Source organism: Rhizobium centroccidentale, assembly GCF_030182565.1.
Lineage (GTDB): Bacteria > Pseudomonadota > Alphaproteobacteria > Rhizobiales > Rhizobiaceae > Rhizobium.
The window spans coordinates 15367-32673 of record NZ_JAQJCG010000030.1 but is presented as its reverse complement, the minus strand read 5'-3'; the positions used below and the strand labels follow the sequence as shown (position 1 = coordinate 32673).

The 17307-nt window shown below is 56.0% G+C and carries 18 protein-coding genes; 9 read left to right on the top strand and 9 right to left on the bottom strand.

Annotation, left to right across the window (positions count from 1 at the left end; all coding sequences use genetic code 11):
• Nucleotides 1-257 precede the first annotated feature (257 nt).
• The 3 genes from rctB to PH562_RS27905 form a co-directional block, all read right to left on the bottom strand.
• Entirely contained in the window at nucleotides 258-791 is a 534-nt protein-coding gene (gene rctB, locus PH562_RS27915) for an SMa0974 family conjugal transfer regulator (protein ID WP_285176962.1), read from the bottom strand.
• The gene (locus PH562_RS27910) at nucleotides 788-2047 is read right to left on the bottom strand and encodes an 8-amino-7-oxononanoate synthase family protein (RefSeq protein ID WP_285176960.1); all 1260 of its coding nucleotides are present in this window, start codon (nucleotides 2045-2047) and stop codon (nucleotides 788-790) included. Before PH562_RS27910 ends, rctB begins: the two co-directional genes overlap by 4 nt.
• Before the next feature lie 250 nt (nucleotides 2048-2297).
• A complete protein-coding gene (locus tag PH562_RS27905; protein WP_285176959.1) occupies nucleotides 2298-3020 on the bottom strand; it encodes a winged helix-turn-helix transcriptional regulator in 723 nt (240 codons plus the stop codon).
• 393 nt (nucleotides 3021-3413) lie between these two features.
• Between PH562_RS27905 and PH562_RS27900 the strand changes: the two genes are divergently transcribed.
• Nucleotides 3414-3707: a hypothetical protein gene (locus tag PH562_RS27900; RefSeq protein ID WP_285176958.1), complete on the top strand. Its 294-nt coding sequence runs from the start codon at nucleotides 3414-3416 to the stop codon at nucleotides 3705-3707.
• A gap of 231 nt (nucleotides 3708-3938) precedes the next feature.
• Here the strand turns inward: PH562_RS27900 and PH562_RS27895 are convergent, their stop codons facing one another.
• The 5 genes from PH562_RS27895 to PH562_RS27875 all read right to left on the bottom strand — a co-directional run bounded on the left by PH562_RS27895 (nucleotide 3939) and on the right by PH562_RS27875 (nucleotide 9599).
• Nucleotides 3939-4838 carry a nucleotidyltransferase and HEPN domain-containing protein gene (locus PH562_RS27895; RefSeq protein ID WP_285176957.1) on the bottom strand — a complete coding sequence of 300 codons (900 nt, stop codon included), beginning with the start codon at nucleotides 4836-4838 and terminating at the stop codon, nucleotides 3939-3941.
• A 790-nt stretch (nucleotides 4839-5628) separates the two neighbouring features.
• Nucleotides 5629-6660: an extracellular solute-binding protein gene (locus PH562_RS27890; protein ID WP_285177007.1), complete on the bottom strand. Its 1032-nt coding sequence runs from the start codon at nucleotides 6658-6660 to the stop codon at nucleotides 5629-5631.
• Between the two features lie 85 nt (nucleotides 6661-6745).
• Entirely contained in the window at nucleotides 6746-7522 is a 777-nt protein-coding gene (locus PH562_RS27885; protein ID WP_285177006.1) for an ABC transporter permease, read from the bottom strand.
• 67 nt (nucleotides 7523-7589) lie between these two features.
• Nucleotides 7590-8489, bottom strand: a complete 900-nt coding sequence (locus tag PH562_RS27880) for an ABC transporter permease (RefSeq protein WP_285176956.1) — start codon at nucleotides 8487-8489, stop codon at nucleotides 7590-7592.
• Nucleotides 8490-8492: 3 nt separating this feature from the next.
• Nucleotides 8493-9599, bottom strand: a complete 1107-nt coding sequence (locus PH562_RS27875) for an ABC transporter ATP-binding protein (RefSeq protein WP_285177004.1) — start codon at nucleotides 9597-9599, stop codon at nucleotides 8493-8495.
• 229 nt (nucleotides 9600-9828) lie between these two features.
• Between PH562_RS27875 and PH562_RS27870 the strand changes: the two genes are divergently transcribed.
• The 5 genes from PH562_RS27870 (at nucleotide 9829) to PH562_RS27850 (ending at nucleotide 15255) form a co-directional block, all read left to right on the top strand.
• Complete coding sequence (locus tag PH562_RS27870) at nucleotides 9829-10533, top strand: GntR family transcriptional regulator (protein ID WP_113410169.1); 705 nt, start codon at nucleotides 9829-9831, stop codon at nucleotides 10531-10533.
• Between the two features lie 97 nt (nucleotides 10534-10630).
• Nucleotides 10631-11992 (top strand): aspartate aminotransferase family protein, encoded by a 1362-nt coding sequence (locus PH562_RS27865; RefSeq protein ID WP_285176955.1) that lies wholly within the window; start codon nucleotides 10631-10633, stop codon nucleotides 11990-11992.
• The gene (locus PH562_RS27860; RefSeq protein ID WP_285176953.1) at nucleotides 11989-13701 is read left to right on the top strand and encodes an acetolactate synthase catalytic subunit; all 1713 of its coding nucleotides are present in this window, start codon (nucleotides 11989-11991) and stop codon (nucleotides 13699-13701) included. The genes PH562_RS27865 and PH562_RS27860 overlap by 4 nt, the downstream gene beginning before the upstream one ends.
• A complete protein-coding gene (gene fabG, locus PH562_RS27855; protein ID WP_285176951.1) occupies nucleotides 13698-14471 on the top strand; it encodes a 3-oxoacyl-ACP reductase FabG in 774 nt (257 codons plus the stop codon). The genes PH562_RS27860 and fabG overlap by 4 nt, the downstream gene beginning before the upstream one ends.
• Before the next feature lie 49 nt (nucleotides 14472-14520).
• The gene (locus PH562_RS27850; RefSeq protein ID WP_285176950.1) at nucleotides 14521-15255 is read left to right on the top strand and encodes a winged helix-turn-helix transcriptional regulator; all 735 of its coding nucleotides are present in this window, start codon (nucleotides 14521-14523) and stop codon (nucleotides 15253-15255) included.
• A gap of 89 nt (nucleotides 15256-15344) precedes the next feature.
• On the opposite strand, the gene PH562_RS27845 is transcribed toward PH562_RS27850, so the two are convergent.
• Entirely contained in the window at nucleotides 15345-15698 is a 354-nt protein-coding gene (locus PH562_RS27845) for a MarR family transcriptional regulator (RefSeq protein WP_285176948.1), read from the bottom strand.
• 99 nt (nucleotides 15699-15797) lie between these two features.
• Between PH562_RS27845 and PH562_RS27840 the strand changes: the two genes are divergently transcribed.
• The 3 genes from PH562_RS27840 to PH562_RS27830 are packed head-to-tail and all read left to right on the top strand — an operon-like array spanning nucleotide 15798 to nucleotide 17307.
• Nucleotides 15798-16337 (top strand): hypothetical protein, encoded by a 540-nt coding sequence (locus tag PH562_RS27840; protein ID WP_285176947.1) that lies wholly within the window; start codon nucleotides 15798-15800, stop codon nucleotides 16335-16337.
• 2 nt (nucleotides 16338-16339) lie between these two features.
• Entirely contained in the window at nucleotides 16340-17008 is a 669-nt protein-coding gene (locus PH562_RS27835) for a lytic transglycosylase domain-containing protein (RefSeq protein ID WP_285177003.1), read from the top strand.
• Nucleotides 17005-17307, top strand: a complete 303-nt coding sequence (locus PH562_RS27830) for a TrbC/VirB2 family type IV secretion system protein (protein ID WP_285176945.1) — start codon at nucleotides 17005-17007, stop codon at nucleotides 17305-17307. The genes PH562_RS27835 and PH562_RS27830 overlap by 4 nt, the downstream gene beginning before the upstream one ends.

Genomic DNA, 17307 nt, shown 5'->3' with positions numbered 1-17307 from the left:
CCCGTTCGTGTGAAGGCATGTTTGAACACCGTCCTTCTAATCTGCTGACGATCTGCTCATTGCGCCGGACCGGCTCGGGTGCCTGCGTAGTTTAAATCTTCTGCTTGACGGCCGGGCAGCGCGCTAAGCGCGCAAGATTGCGACCGCGGTGTTGACGGAGTTGAAACAGCTGGTTCGCGCTGGCGAGGTCGCGGCAGCATCAAGGGCCGCAATGGCATCGACAATCCAATTGCCAATCTCCAATCGATATCCCTGAACTAATGCTCCCTACCGCGTGATGGCAAGTGAGATGGTTCAGGACCTTCAGGGAACCACTCGATTGCCTCGTTAGGGATGGCCGCGACTTTCGAGAGACTACCTTCCAGAAGCGTTCGAGTTCCGAAAAAAACGACGAGGTCTCGAGCAAAAATACGAACAAATAGACCGTCTTTGGTTGCTCGTATGATGACGCGAGCGTCGCCGAAATTGAGAAACCTCTCGGCTCCGTCGCTGACTGCAGATCTGCTGCCATCCCGAATTTGCGTCCACGCTCTCTCAGCATTCATATAGGCAGCGCTGACAATTGGGTGTCCTTCCTCGCAGTCGAACCTTTTTTCTGGCCCGTTGGAGATTATGCAAGGGCATAGCTCAGCAGCGTGTCCGCAAATCTGCTCAAGCCACATAACGGAATCGGGCAAGATGACGTACGCTTGGGCGATATATCTTAGCATTTCGATCCCATCTGCCTTTGATTTGGCATTGGGGCTAAATTCCCGAGCCTCATTGAGAATGATGCTGATTAGGTCGATCATGAGTCTGTTCCTCGTTCGGCGAGCGCCTCGTTGATCGCACGTCCCAACCCTTCAATATCCCGAATGTCGTGCCCGGCGGTAGGGCAGACCCGCAAGCCGGCCTTGCCCTTTGCGACCGTGGGAAAGAAGATCGCCGAGGTGTAGTAACCTTTGTTGAGGATATGGGCCGCGGCACGAATGGAGTGTCTTTCGTCGCCGAACTCTATGGTGCGAATTGGTAGCTTTGAGCCGGCTTGCTCGCTGGCAACCATCCTGTCGAAAACAGCTATTCGATCTGCAAGCGCATCCTGGCGTAACTTGAGTTCATCGGTGCGGTGCAGCGTCTGAGACGCCATGGCAGCGCCGATTGCCGCTAAATTAAGCGACGCGGAAAAGGCGTGGGCGATCGAGAAGCGCCGGAACAAATCTTCCTGCCGAGGAGTGCCGAGCATCAGCAAGCCGCCCGATGCTCCAAAGCCTTTTCCGAGCGATGCGGCAATGATTGTGCGCTCACCAAGGGCTGCGCCGACTTGGGATCGTACAAAGCCCTCCCCAGACTTTCCGAATAAGGAAATGCCATGGGCATCGTCGATATAAAGAAATAGGCCATACCGATCCTGGAGTGCTAGGAGGTCTGCAATCGGCGCGCTGCCGCCCATGGAATAGACGCCATCGCACACATAGGCTACGCGATCGTTGCGTCGACAAATATCCTCGAGTGCGTTCAGATCGTTATGAGCAATCGTCTCGAGCGGTGTTTCATCGGCGACGATCGGTTTGTGAAATGCAAGCGTCGCATGAGCTAATCGGTCGAAAACGACCGTCGGTCTTTTGTTCTCAGTGAGGTATCCGGAGGCGAGGAGCGGTAGAGCGCCCATATTGGCGGCGAGGACCGTCGTGTAGGTTATAACCCGTGCCGCAAACAATTCGGAGAGCGCTTCTTCCAGTTCGCCTAGCAGGCTGAAATTAAGCCTTGTTCTTGCGCAGGACCAATGGAGTGCCTTACATCGCTGCACCGCCTCTATCGCGCCTTCGAGGATGAGCGGATGATTGTCTAGGCCGAGATAAGAGCAGCGAGCGAAGTCAGTCACTTGTCTCTTCTGACGCGCCGTGGGCAATAGGACGGAGCGATCGGTATCTGGTTCCGCGTAAAGTGCCATGACTCCCTCCTGCTCGGCCGCAGCAAGATTTTGATCGGCAGAATGGATTACGCTCAGGGTATTGCGGTAGGATCGCGACACAGCCGCAGCGGTGGGCGAATGATGATCATCGCTCATGGGAATATCCAAATTGTTGGTAGCGGAATAGCGACACAGCAGAAAATGGACATCTGCCGCGGCACATCGCATCTCATTAACGATGCGATGCTATTTTATTGCCGTGGAATGGGTCTGCGAACAACGATCGTTTCGGTAATATTGCCTGAAGGTTCTGTGACGCTAATATTTCGAAAGTGAAAGGCTTGATAAACACAGCAGGCGGAATGTCACATTGATGCTCAACGGAGTTTCTCCGTGATCTCAGTGCTTACGAAACCCGCTCTGCATGCTGACGCTCATCGAGCGCATAACCGGTGGCCCGCACCGTGCGGATAATATCACGACCTAACACCCGTTTCATGCTTCGCCGAAGGCGCCCGACATGAACGTCGACGGTGCGGGGCTCCACAAAGGTACCTTGCGGCCATGCAGCCTCGATGAGAGCGTCTCGGCTGAAGACGTAACCTGGTTTTTGTAGAAAATGCTGAAGAAGGCGAAATTCGATTGGACTGAGTTGGACGTCCATGCCGTTGCAGTCTACGCGCCTGCTATCGAGTTGCATCGTGATTTCCGCATAAATAAGGGAATTGCCGGAGGCTCGTTCTGGCCAAGATGTTGCGTTATTGTCCGGCAATAAATCTGATAGATAGGATAGAAAACGCTCTGGGTTGAATGGACGTATAAAAATTTCGCTCACGCCGGCCTTGAGCGCTTCGAGATAAAGTTGCTGATTGCCTGCTCCCACGAAGACCGCAATCGGTAGCGTTTTATCGGCCAGAGTTTCCCTGATCCGGCTTACAAGCTCGCTGATACGCAAAGCGTCGCTATGATAGTCTATTATCACGGCCGTCAAATCATCGGATTTCACCTGAACCAGAGCTTCCTCCGCTCCTTCCACCAGTGAAGATTCAAGACCTCCCATATTCAGGATCTGGGAGAGCAGGAGATAGAATTCGTAATCTGTGGAGCAAATAAGGATGAGTGGCTTCATTGATGACAACCTTTCGATCAATGGGCGGTAGCACGCGGAAGATGAGAGAGCTCGAGATTCCGCGCCGTCTCAGATAATTTTGATGCAACAAAAATATCTGATATTAATCGTGATCTGTCTTTCGCTACCGAAAATCGCAATTATTTATCTGTCATAATTTCGTATTGCACGTAAAGGGGGAAAAATATATCTGTTTGATCACAATTTTGTTGCATCAAAAAGGAGGGCGAGTTTAGCCGGCTGGCCAGGATATTTGCCTGGTGGATCTTGAAATGAAATAGGAAGTGGCCAGGGATCACACGACATATGCGGCATCCGCGGTCGTGACTCACTTGTGAGAACAAAGTCCGGCCAAACTTCGTCCCGTGCCGGACATTCACGGGAGAGCTTCCTATGACTTTTGCGGATACATCAAAATATCGCCGGCCACCGTCCTCGGATGATGACATCTCTATTTGGTGTGGCAAGGATCCGGCAGTCGCGGCCTTGGCCGCAAAGGCGGCCTATGGTCCCGATGCCACACTTGCTGTGGCTTGGTGCGCTTTAGGCGCGAAGGTGGATGGACGTGCTGCCGACAGCCATTTCTGGTTCGAGGTTTTTTGCCTGCTGAGTGCTGGCCGAACGCAGGCGCGGGCTTTTCGAGCGCCGCAGCGCGGATTTGGTAACGCAGACGGCAAACTGAATTAGGTTTCTTGTGGCAAAAAATGGCCGGGCAGAACCGATATATCTTTGTACTTCTCGGAACGCCCCACCGCTCGGATATCGGCCCGACGCTAAGCGATGAGAGTGCGGATAGAGGGGCGTTTCCGAAGTGGGGAGCAGCAGCGGATCGCGATCCGATAAGTGCCAACTGTCTGGAGATAGATCGCGACGTGGCGGACGGAGCAAAAGAACGCCGATAACGATTGACAACAGCGCTTAGAGCTTTTGCCGCAGTTTTTCGATATGCTCTTCACAAATCGCTTTTACCAATTGCTGCAGTGCGTCCGTACGTTCGCCAAGCCAGACAAGTGCTTCTTCGGTGATCTTGAAATGCTCGGAATACCGGGCTTTCACATAGGCTTGGTTGATGATGTTGAACCAGGCTGTATAGCGCTGCCGATCTTGTGGCCAGATCTCTGCAAGCCGCTGGTCGCGGCCTTCGGCAAGCGTCTTCAGGTGGTTGAGGTTGTGCGAGGCCGGGCTATAGTTCGTCAATGTCAGCAGCACTGTTGAATAAGTGTGTTCGATAGCCTGGTGAAGAAGGAAAGCGGCCTCATTATTTCGACCCATACGTCGAGCATAGTTGGAGGTATCGTGAAAACCTATCGCTGATGGATATCGATTATCAAAATGTCTTTTGGCTATTTGGTATTCGTCGGCGGGAGCTAGCGGTTTCGGTTCAGCAAGCTCCTCATCGTCGAGCTCATAAAGAACGATGCCGTCGCGACGGATTTCGCTGAAGAAGTAATTCCCGAGTTTCAATGCTGTGTTGACCTCGCGGAGCGAATGCACGTTGAGGCTGACTGGCGGCTTGACGATACGAGGAAAACGGTCGGCCGCCTTGCGCCAGTATGAACCGAAGTCGGTCAGCTTGCGATTGTTGACGATCACCAGCAGATCGTAGTCAGACTTGTAGCCTTTGCCGGTATGCTCTTCATCGACCCAATTGCCACGAGCATAGGAGCCGAAAAGAATGATCTTGAGGATACGCCCCTTCTTCTTGAAATCGGCCGTGCCTTCCTTCAGCGCATCCTCGAATTCCTCATGCACAATCTCGACAATTCGCGACAATTCCAAGCGTTTGCGTTCCGGCAGATGATCGAGGCTGAACTTCATGGAGAGCGGGACCCTTTCTGATGATTCCAGTTGTAGGTACGATCCGACTACAACGCCAGTCCGATATTGGTTCTATGCCAGGCGGATAGGATAGCAGAAGAGATCTTTCAGCCCTTCGATCGAATCCGGATTTCGACGGCGCCTGCTCAATGATCTGCTTTGCGCAGGTCACGTAAATCCGCGTGTTCCCTTTATGTTCTTATGTTGCAAATGAGAAGTCAAGTTGCTTCTGAGCATTACGATGATGGTTCATCTCATTAAACGCCGCCGATAAAAACCAAATAGCTTGCGGACATTTTCCCCTCAGAGACTCCGCGCGCCGATGTCTTTGCGAAATATCCGTTCGCCGGAGTCTTTCGGCATCCACCCCGTGGATTGTCTCGACGCTCTACGGGCCGAAGCATTTGGTTGTCGTATTTCAACAGCAGCATCGCAGACGCCGTCACTGCGATCGATGGAGTCATCGGCGAAATTCCAATCTCCAATATCATTCGTCGTGTTCTGACGCTGTCCGGTCTTAAGCCAAGCCTTTTGGATAAAAGCAAGTCCTAAACAAGAAGGTAGTGACGCGCGGCAAAGGGGTAATTTCTGCATCGTTACGAGGCCTCGTTAGGCGAGAGAGGCCCGCCCGGCTTCGAGCCTTTCTGCTCGCAGGCGGACCTCCTGCGGAGGTGCACTGGGATGCGTAGGCGTCAAGCGTTCATTCAATGAGCAATCGCTCCACCCTCACCTTCCAGATGTCGTGGCATCCCATGATCACGTCCAATGTTTTTCACATCGCTATCCTGCCCTAGCGAACCCAGTTGTTCCAGCGCTCCAATAGCTCCGAGGCATGCTCGTTGATCCATTTGGCATCTGGAATGACAATACTGTCGCGCACGTCTTCGGCGCTTGGCATCTGGTCGCGAACTGCTTGCGGCATCATCATAATCGCCGCGCTGCTCGGTGGGGTGCACAATAATGCCTCGCAAACCTTGGCCTGGATGTCCGGGGAATCCAACCAGAAGGCGATGAGCTTCAGAGCATTGTCCCGATTGGGCGCCCCTTTGATAACCGTAAGACGATCGCCCACCAGAAATGCCGCCTTGTTCGACCAGGCGATTGAACGTCCCTCTGCCTTGAGCGCGCTTGCCCTCGTTAGCCAGATCTGTCCGATGCTGTAATCGTTCTCACGGAACCCCTGGACGCTCTGATCCCCGGTTTTCCACCAGAGCGAGATGGACGGCCGCAATGCGTCAAGTTTCCTGAGGGCGCGATCGACGTCGAGCGGAAACAGGTTCTCGCGCTTGACCCCATCTGCCAAAAGGGCAGCCGCCATGACGCGCCACGGATCATCGAAATTCGGAAACGAGCGTCCGCCCGGGAACTTTGAAGTATCCCACATATCCGCCCAAGTCACGGGCTGGTTGCCTTTGAAAGCCTGCGGATCGTAGGCCATCAATGTGGCCGTCGAAAACAGCCGCACGCCGGCCGGGATGCAGGCATCGGGAACAAGATCCTGGCGGTCCTTAAACTGGGCGCAAAAACCGTCAAGCGGTTCGGAAATCGCGAGATGATCCTTTGAGCTCACCTGGATTTCTCCATCGGGGTAGAGATCCCAGCTGACATTGCCAGTTTTCACCATCGCGGTCGCCTTGGCGCGCATCTCCGCGTTGGTTGCCGCTACGGAAACGACCTGGATACCAGTCTTAGCGGTGAACGGCTCGAACCACCATTTGCGTAGCGCCGCATCATAGGCGCCGCCAGTCGTGGCGATCACGACCTGCTCACTGGCAAGTGCTGGATTGGGCATTTCTCCCAGAAGAATGGCTGCGCAAAGCATAGCGATGCCGCTCAGCCGGATGGCTGCTCTTATTGTCATCAATGTTGCCCTCTTATTATCCCGCCTACAGCGGGCGTTTTTGCCGCTAGTGTTGCTCCCGGCGGCTGTTCAGGAGATGTATGGACCCCATCAAAAGCAGCGAGACGGCAACAATGATGACCGAGACGGCGGCAATGACAGGTGTCAGGTTGAAATCGATGTCCTCGAACATTTTCCGGCTGATCGTCTTCCCGCCGGTATCCGAGATGAAGAATGCCACGGTCGCCTCGTCAAAGGAGGTCAGGAAAGCAAAGACCGCAGCCGTCGCGACGGCCGGCGCCAGATTGGGAAGTGTCACGGCAAAGAAGGCTCTGAGCCGCCCCGCTCCGCAGCTCAACGCCGCCAGTTCCAGCAGCGGGTCCATTCTTTCCAACGCTGCGGAAACGATGATAACCACAAAGGGTACCCCCAGCACCGAATGGGCAAGGACGAATCCGGTCAAATTTCCTGTTAGTTGTAGAGGCGAGAAGACCAGATAGAGCGCCACGCCGAAGACGATCGCCGGCACGATCATCGGTCCGAGGCAGAGGGCCTGCAGCAGTGCCTTGCCCGGTAGTTTGCCACGTACAAGAGCAACGGCCGCCATCGTCCCGATGGTCGTCGCTACCACAGTGGTTAGTGCGGCGATCTGTAGGCTGAAAACGGTCGAGCGCAGCCAGTCGGGATCGGACAGATACGCCTCGAACCAGCGGAGGGTCAGTCCCTGCGGCGGGAACGTGATATACGAGGCGTCGCTGAGTGCCAACGGTATCACCAGCAGCGTCGGAAGGACGAGAAAGAACAGCACCGCCGCAATCATCAGATTGGATGTATGTCGTGCCATCCATGGCCAGACTGAACGATACCGGCGAGCCTCGGATGACGGTGTTGCCAATCGTTGCGTCAAGGGTTCAATGGACACTGTTCAAACCTTTGCTGAAAGAGAGTGCGCGGCGGAAGAGCAGCACCAGCAGCAACGTCGCGGTGAGCAGGATGACCGACAGGGCGGCCGCAAATGGCCAATCCAGAAGGACGATTGTCTGCTGGCCGATCAGAGTCGCCATCATCAGCGCGCCGGGTCCACCGACTAGGGCGGGCGTGATGTAAAAACCGATGGCGAGAATGAAGCAGATCACACAGCCGGCGAAGACGCCGGAGAGGCTGAGTGGAAAGGTCACGCGCCAAAAGGCGACGATCCGGCTGGCGCCGAGATTTCGTGCCGCCTGCTCATACGCGCTCGGCACCGAACGCAAGGCCGAATGGATCGGCAGAATCATGAAGGGCATCAGCACATGCGTCATCGCGAGAATGACAGCGCCCTCCGTATAGAGCATTTTCAAGGGTGTCGAGATAACACCGAGTTGGATCAACCCGTCGTTGATGATGCCGTTTCGACCTAGCAGCACGATCCAGGCATAGGAGCGGACAAGCACCGAGGTCCATAGCGGAATGAATAAGCATGCCGTTCCCAGCTTTACCAACTTGCCGCGCATGCGCGCGATCGCATAGGCGGTCGGATATCCGATTGCAAAACAGGCAACGGTTACGATCGCTGAGATGCGGAAGGTTCTGAGCAGGACCTGAATATAAAGTGGACTGTCGAACACACGTTGGTAGGGAGCAAGCGGGGCTTCCCCGGAAAGGCTGATGCCGATGAGCCTGACCACTGGATAGACGAAGCCTCCCGCCAAGAGGAGGAGGAGCGGCAGGATCAGCAAGATGGCCAATAGTGGCGAATAATGTTGGCTCGATCCTGTGAGGATCCAGTTGCGGAAACTGCCGGTCGATTGTCTCGCGAAGGATGATGCCATGGATTAGACCTCCGCTTTTGCAAACAGCCGCAAGGCGTTCGCTTCTGGGATGACGTCAACCAAGTCTCCCTGATGAAGTCCTGCCGCTACATTTCCGACGGGCATCTGGATCTGGAGGAGGCGGTCATCGCTGTTCTGGGTTCGCACGAAGAAGAGGAAAAACGAACCGGCGAAAACAGTCGCGTCTATGGTGCCCGTCAGAATGGCGCCGCGGTCGCGACCATGGGGCGCTAGCGACAACCGTTCGGGGCGAACCGCGATACTGACAGCCTGGCGAGAGGCAAATGGACTAGCCCCCTCTTCGGCGGCCGCCGTAGCAACGATGTTGCCGCCTTTGGGCCGTACCATGTGCTTGCCGTTATCTTGACCGAGATATTCGCCGTCGAGAAAGTTCATTCGACCAATGAAGTCTCCGACAAAGGCTGAGACAGGCGAACGGTAAAGATCGAGCGGTGATCCCACTTGAGCCAGTCGGCCTTCTGCCACCACCGCAACGCGATCAGACATGGTGAGTGCTTCCTCCTGATCATGCGTCACATAGACGACGGTCGCCCCAAGGCGTTGCTGCAAGCTCTTGATTTCCAATTGCAGCGCCTCGCGCAGTTTCTTGTCGAGGGCGCCAAGGGGTTCGTCCATCAAGAGAACGGGCGGCTCGAAGACGATTGCCCGAGCGACGGCGACGCGTTGCTGCTGACCTCCGGAGAGTTGATGGGGATATCGATCGCCATAGCCGTCGAGGTGGACCTGCGCCAGTACCGCCTTCACCTTGCGGTTGATGAGATCTTTGTCCATTCGGCGCATGCGCAACGGAAAAGCGACGTTGGCCGCCACCGTCAAATGCGGAAAAAGCGCATAGCGCTGGAACACCATACCGATGTTGCGTCTGTTTGGTGCCACATAGGTAACGTCGCGCCGGCCGATCATGATCTGGCCGTTGCTCGGGCTCTCAAAGCCGGCGATCATCGTTAGTAGCGTCGTCTTGCCGGAGCCCGAAGGACCAAGGATCGACAGGAATTCACCCGCCCGGATGGCAAGCGAAATACCATCCACGGCAAGCGATGTGTCATATCGCTTTTCAAGCCCTTGCAGCGTAAGTGCTTCACCAATCAAAGTCCCTCTCCTTATTGTTGTCGTTATGAACGTTGTCGTTTGCGCCGGCGCTGCAACTCCATCACCGATCGCTTGGCTTCTGGTCCGCTTCCCGAATTGAACTTTGGGAAGACGGAAATTTGCGAACGTGATATGACTTTTAATGTCACATAATGTTTGCAAGCACGTCGCTTTTCATTTTTGTTGCAACAAAATGAACGTTTGTCAAAGGAAATTGGAGAAATTTTCAATGGAAATCGCCTCGGAAGACGAAGGATACCACCGACATCAGCCCAATCGCTTGGGCGAAATGGCGTATGGCAATATGAAGGAGCGACTGATCCGGGGCGCTTTTTCCCCTGGAGATAAGCTCACGATCCGTGCGGTTTCGGAAATGCTGGATGTCAGCACGACGCCCGCTCGTGATGCCATCAACCGCCTGGTGATTGATGGGGCGCTCATTTACTCCGGCCCGAAAACCGTTATCGTTCCTCACTTAAGGTTGTCGGATCTCGAGGAGATCACGCAGATGCGCCTGGCCCTGGAAGGGCTTGCGGCGGCGCTGTCCGTCAAGGCCGCAAGCGAGGCGACGATCGAAGAACTGGAGCTACTTCAGGCGAAAATTGACGCTGCACTGGATGAAAAGCGTTATTTTGACGCCCTCTGGCATAATAAGGAGTTCCATTTTGCGATCTACCGTTTGAGCGGTATGCCCTATCTTTTGCAGACGATCGAGACCCTGTGGCTGCGGGTTGGTGCGTCATTTAATGGCCTCTACCCAGAATTTTCCGAGACCCGCCACGGTGCTCGCAATCATCGTGCCGCGATAGAGGCGCTCGTTGAAAAGGATGCTGCCGCTGCGCGCGCTGCCATCGAGAACGACATTCGTGATGGATTTCGCCAGATGAAAAAAATCACCGCTGACCACGATCAAAGGAATCTCTCTCGCCGCTGAATAATTATGTTGCACTTTCCTTCTCTCCGTGTTTTTTTGTTGCAACAAAAATGTGAACGGGATGCGAACGCGCATCTGTCCATGGAGAGGGCAAGGCATGCTTCATCAGGATTTTCCATCATTTCGGCGCGCAGCGCTCCGATCGCGCTCGCAATATTTTTTCGAGCGAGGGCAGATCGTGTTCCCCGATGGAACCACGCGCGTCACCGTCGAACGCGATCCTCTGCCGACGTATATTTCCCGCGGCGAGGGTGCCTATCTGATTGATGTCGACGGCAATCGGCTCCTCGACCTCAATAACAATTTCACGACGTTGATCCATGGTCACGGTTACCTGCCCGTCGCCGACGCGATTGCAGATCTCCTGCAGAAAGGAACTTGCTTTTCCAATCCAACGGAGCATGAGCTTGGATTGGCGGAACTGCTTGTGCAACGCATTCCCGCGATCGAGCAAATCCGCTTCGTCAATAGCGGCACTGAGGCCGTCATGTTCGCTATCAAGGCGGCGCGCGCCTTTACAGGGCGATCACGCATTGCCCGCGTCGAAGGAGCCTATCATGGCGCCTATGATTGGGCCGAGGTAAGCCAGGGCGCGTCGCCTGCATCCTGGGGACCAGCCGACGGCCCTGCATCCACAACCTCTTATGCCGGCGCCCCCCAAAGTGTTGCCGAAGAGGTCGATGTGATCCGTTTCAATGATGTTGAAGGCCTGGAGCGAAGGTTGGCCGCGTCGGGCAGCGATCTTGCCTGCATCTTGATTGATCCCATGCCGAGCAGGGCGGGTTTGCTTGCCCCTGCCCCAGCCTTCATCGAAGCCGTTTCCGATCTGGCCCGACAATATGGCGTTCTCGTCGTGGCAGATGAAGTGCTGAATCTTCGGCAGGGATATCGTGGTGCTTCGGCGCGTTTCGGGCTCGTGCCGGATCTTATTGCTGCCGGAAAGATCATCGGCGGTGGCTTTCCGGTCGGCGCGGTTGGTGGCCGTAAGGAGGTGATGGGGGTGTTTTCAGGCTTGGGCGGAAGGCCGGCGGTCCCACAGGGCGGCACCTTTTCGGCCAATCCGGTGTCAATGGTCGCAGGAAGGGTGGCTATGGAGGCACTGACATCGGCAAGCTTCGAGCGTCTTGATGAAATGGGTGCGCGTGTGCGCGACGGTCTTTCTGCCGCGATCGCGCGCAATAACGCGCCATTTATCGTCACGGGTTCGGCTTCGCTTTTTCGCATCCACCCCAAGCGGCAGGTGCCCCGTGACTATCGCCAGGCTTTTCCGACACCGGAACAGAACAGTTGGATGACCAATCTGACAAGCCACTTCCGTCAGCTCGATATCCTCCTGCCCTTTGGGGCCGCCGCCTGCCTCTCCACGGCGATGACGAATACCGATCTTGATTTGATCGTCGAAGTCTTCGGCGATTTCCTCGCAACCTACGAAGCCGATTTTGCTGGAGCAACCGTATGACCTTGATGTCTTTAGAAACTGTCGCCGAATGCCTGGCTCGCTCGCTGGTGCGCCACGACGTCACCCATATATTTGCCCAGAGCCTACCATCAGCGCTCATTCTCGCCGCTGAAGCGGCAGGCATTCGCCAGGTCGCTTACCGTCAGGAGAATATGGGCGGCGCCATGGCCGATGGCTATGCTCGACGATCCGGAAAGATCGGTGTGGTGGCTGCCCAGAATGGTCCGGCTGCTACGCTGCTAGTTCCTCCTATGGCCGAAGCGCTGAAGGCGAGCGTTCCGATCGTAGCACTTGTGCAGGAGGTCGAGCGCGATCAGATGGATCGGAACGCGTTCCAGGAGCTCGACCATATCGCGCTCTTCCAATCCTGCACGAAATGGGTGCGCAGGATCATGGTCCCGGAGCGAATCGAGGACTATGTTGATGCCGCCTTCACTGCTGCAGCCTCTGGTCGCCCCGGGCCGGTCGCGTTGCTGTTGCCTGCCGATCTGCTGCGCTCGGAGCTTACTGTCAAAACGCCATCACGATTTCTGAATCTTGGCCATTGGCCGCTTGATCGGTCGTCCCCGGATCGCGTTACTTTGCAAAGGGCAGCGGAGTTGATCGCGAATGCCCGCAATCCCGTTGTAATCGCGGGCGGCGGTGTCCTCGGCAGCGATGCCTGCCATGAACTGGCCACGTTGCAGGATTTGGCTGCACTCCCAGTCTTAACCACCAACATGGGTAAAGGCGCGGCTAATGAATATCATCCGCTTTCTGCTGGCGTCTTAGGATCACTCGTGGGTCCGCGGTCACTCGGGCGCCATACGGCTGCTCTGGTCGGTGACGCAGACCTTGTCATTCTGATTGGAACGCGAACCAATCAGAATGGCACGGATAGCTGGCGACAAATTCCCGCTGGTGCTCAGGTGATCCACATCGATGTCGACCCTCAGGAAATCGGCCGCAATTATCAAGCGCTGCGCCTGGTCGGTGATGCGCGTGAGACGCTCAGAGAGCTTGTTCATGCCCTGAACGGGCAAGATCTATCTCAACGTCGAGACCAACGGACTGCTGTTACCACGCGCATCGCTGAGTGCTGGCGGCGGTTCGATGAGGATCGGCATCACCTCGTGCATACTACTGCCTCGCCGATCCGCCCGGAACGCATCATGGCAGAACTGCAGGCAGCATTGACACCGCAGACAACCGTCGTTGCGGATGCAAGCTATTCATCGATGTGGGTCGTTGGCCAATTGCGATCGCTTACTTCAGGAATGCGATTCCTGACGCCGCGCGGTCTTGCGGGACTGGGATGGGGCCTGCCTCTGGCTCTTGGCGCAAAGGCAGCGAGGCCTGAGCATCCAGTGGTCGCCATCATTGGCGACGGCGGGTTCGCTCATAGCTGGGCGGAGATGGAAACGATGGTTCGTTCCGATCTTCCCATAACCATCATCCTTCTCAATAACGGCATCCTCGGTTTCCAACGGGATGCCGAGACGGTGAAGTTCGGGCGCTTCACATCAGCGTGCCATTTTGCGCCTGTCGATCATGTGCAGATCGCTCGTGCCTGCGGATGCCCGGCAGTGCGCGTTGAGGATCCAGCCGAGCTCACGGCTCATCTACAGGGTGGACTGGCAGGCAAGGGGCCGCTGTTTATCGAGGTCATGACAGATCCTGAGGCTCATCCCGCGTTGTCCTTGTTTGCCGGCTTGGATGAGGCTGCATGATGCCAGAGCCGTCTCGCATCGCCGTCGTGACAGGAGGCACGAGTGGTATCGGATTGGCGACGGCGCGAAAGCTATTGGCGGCGGGGCATCGTGTCGCCGTCTTCAGTCACAGCGCTAAAACTGTGACTGACGCAACTACCGTGCTATCCGCGGAGTTCGGATCTGGACAGGTCTTGGGCCGAGTGGTCGATCTGTCGGATCCTGTGGCTGTTACCAATTTCTTCGATGAGCTCTCATCCAACTGGGGAGATGCCGAAATTCTCGTCTGCAACGCCGGGATATCGCCGAAGGGCTTTGCCGGCCCTCGGCAGTTCGAGGATATCGGGCTGGAAGAATGGAACGAAGTGCTGGCCGTGAATCTGACCGGCACCATGTTATGTTGTCAGGCAGTCCTCAGGGGAATGCAACAGGCGGGATTTGGACGCATCATTTTGATCGGATCGCTCGCCGGGCGTACACGCCCTCGTATCGCCGGTGGCGCTTATGCCGCCAGCAAGGCAGCACTGGCCGGTCTGATGCGAACGCTTGTCGGGCCGTGTGGTCCTTTCGGTATAACCGTTAATCTCGTGGCGCCCGGCAGGATCTTGACGCCCCTGACCGGCGATCCCAATACGCCGGCCAATCGCGAGGCGATTGCACGCATTCCTTCCGCCAGATTGGGAACGCCGGAGGACATTGCCGCTGCCGTTGCCTTCCTGGCGTCGGAGGAAGCGGGCTTCGTTAATGGGGCTATCCTCGATATCAACGGGGGCGAATATGCGCCAGCCTAGAGCCGTCCCACGGTCCGGCGCGTCCAACTTCAAGCGCTCCGATGCGGCAGTGAAGCTCGAAGTGGCGGCCTGCAACGAAGTCATTATTTGGACCTCCGATGCAGAGCTGTTTCTGCCGTTTAACTATATTCTGAAGACGGAAGGCTTTATCCCCTCTTTGGCTTGCGGCGCCGAGGATGTTCTGGCTTCCTGCGCGAACCGCTTACCGTGTGCAGTCCTTTTCGATTGCACGCAAGACGCCAAGGATGCCGTTTCCATATGCGGCGAAATCAGACGATCCACAACAAACGACAACGAGGTCCGTCTTATTGCGATCTTGCGAAGCGAAGCGCAGCCGCTTCATCTGGCCTTGCTGCAAGCCGGTGTCGATGACTGCTTGTTCAGGCCGCTTTCACCGGAGAAGTTGCTGGCATCTCTCAGGCAGGTGACCGGACAGGCCATAGAAATGGCCAACTCAAAAATGGTTGCGTCGCCCGCTTTTGCTGAGCTGGAAGTCGACGCCGACAGTCGCCGAATACATTGCAATGGTCGCGACTTTGCGCTGCCACCCATCGAGTTCAATATTCTGCGTCATCTGATGAAGAGGGAGGGACAGCTCTGCAGCCGTTCCGAACTGATTGCTTCGGCGTGGCCGGCTTCCGCCGAAGTCACGCCGCGAACGGTGGATGTTCACATTGGTCGCTTGCGTAAGGCACTGGGAGAGTTGCCCGGATGTAGCGCTGCCATTCGCACCGTCCATGCAGCGGGCTATGTGTTCAAGTCAGCCGGTGCGCGAAAGTTATAGTCAAGCATGCGAATAAGGCTGCCTTGCTCGTCGTTTCCAATTTTACTGCAATTTTTAATTAAGTCTGATTCGGCCGCTGTGATGAACCATCACCGCGCCTGAAAGCTCCGTAGCTTCTCGAAAATCTCTGGCGCGATCTCAAACTGACGGGCCTTACCGCGCCCCATGGAATTTTTCACGAACGCCTCCGTCAGGATCCCGCGCTTTACCAGCGGCTCGATTGTCTCCGTCACGCCCATGCGCGTGAGCTTGGTAATTTCGACTATATTTGAGATAGTTAGCGCCTGATGAGCTTGGTTCATGATGTAGAGAACACTCATCATGCCGACCTGTTTCAGCCGCGATTGCGGTGTCTCGTCCTCCTGCGGATTGTCCATGATCTCATGCAGGATGAAGGCTGCGAACGAAAGACTGTGCCACTGCGTGGTTAGGGTACTTGTCATCTTTTTAACTGCATCATATAAGTAAGTATAAGTTATCAACGACGCCTGATTCGTCGTCGGACGGATCGTTTGATATCGCCACATCGAAGGATCATGCTGATGAAACGCCTTCTGGTTGGAACAATCTTCGCCATTGCCGGCTGTAGCCCTTTATACCTCATTTCCGAGCGGCATGCGCGCGCCGATGATTGGGGATGTCAGGTTATCCTGTGCCTTTCCAATCCGGGTGGACCGACACAATATGCCGCCTGCCGTCCGCCGATCAGCAAGCTCTGGCGGGAGCTTGCCAAGGGGCATTCCTTTCCCACCTGCAGCGGTGTCGGCTTCATGGCATCGCGTCCTGGTTACGAGCCTTATTTCTGCAGTGACAGCTATCGCCTGACGACACGCTATGGCGAGCGCGGCCAACAGGAGACCTGCGTTTCGCGAACCCTTTCCAAGGTTGACGGCGGCTATTGCGCCTCCGGTCGTAATAGTGGCGCCAGAGACGATGGGTTGGTGATATCGGCGCGTTGGCAGCGGGATGGCCGGCACGTTCAGTGCATGGGCTATCCGACGGCGCGGCCGAATGTGCGATCCGAGCCTCATTATGTCGATGTGACCATCGACGGCGTTGGAAGCCAGCGGGTGTGGTACTGATGATGGCCGCCTCCTTCACCGATCTTGCCCAGACCTGCGCGCCGGCGATTGCGATCGAAACGCTTGCAGCGGTTGTCAGTCTCGAAAGCCAATTCCAGCCTTTTGATATTCGCGTGCGAGGAAGTTCATCTCTCCATGAACAGCCAAAGAACAAAGCCGAAGCGGTCGAAACCGCAACGGTGCTGATGGCGGAACATAAAGATGTCCAGCTAGGGCTTGGCGGCATTGGCATCGCCGAATTGCGCAAGTTTGATCTCAGCATCGCGGATGCCTTCGATCCATGCCTCAACCTCAAGGCAACGGCGACACTGCTCGATGGCTATTATCGTTTGGCCGTGCGCGCTGGCGCGACATTGCAACAGGCTGAGCGCGTGATGCTGCAATCCTATTACGGGCGCTCCGATCCTTCGGTCGGAAAGATGGCGCAGTATGACGATCAGGTCCAAAGCGAGGCCAAACGGCTTTCGAAGACATTGTCCGTCATAGCGATAGGGCAGAGTGTTGGGCAGTCGACAGTTCCAGAATCCCAGGCCAGTGATCCGCCCTTGAACGGTCAGGAAAGGTCTTTGCCCGAACGGTCGGTGAAATCACCGTCTTGGGATGTCTTCCATGTAGCGCGGCAATCATCTGCGCTGGTCTTCCAAAATGATCAACCGGAGCAGTCTGAATGATGTCGAGGATCAATATTCGTGCATTTGGCGCCATCGTTGCGATGGCAACTGTTCTTTCGATCGCCATGATCGAGCCAGCCTTCGCGCAGAGCGCCGGCGGGATCGAGACGGTTCTGCAGAATATCGTCACCCTGCTCACCGGCAACGTCGCCAAGCTCTTGGCAACGATCGCCGTCATCATCGTCGGTATCGCCTGGATGTTCGGCTATCTCGATCTTCGCAAGGCCGCCTATGTCGTGCTTGGTATCGGCATTCTCTTTGGCTCCTCGCAGATCGTCAGCACGATTTCCGGGGGCTGA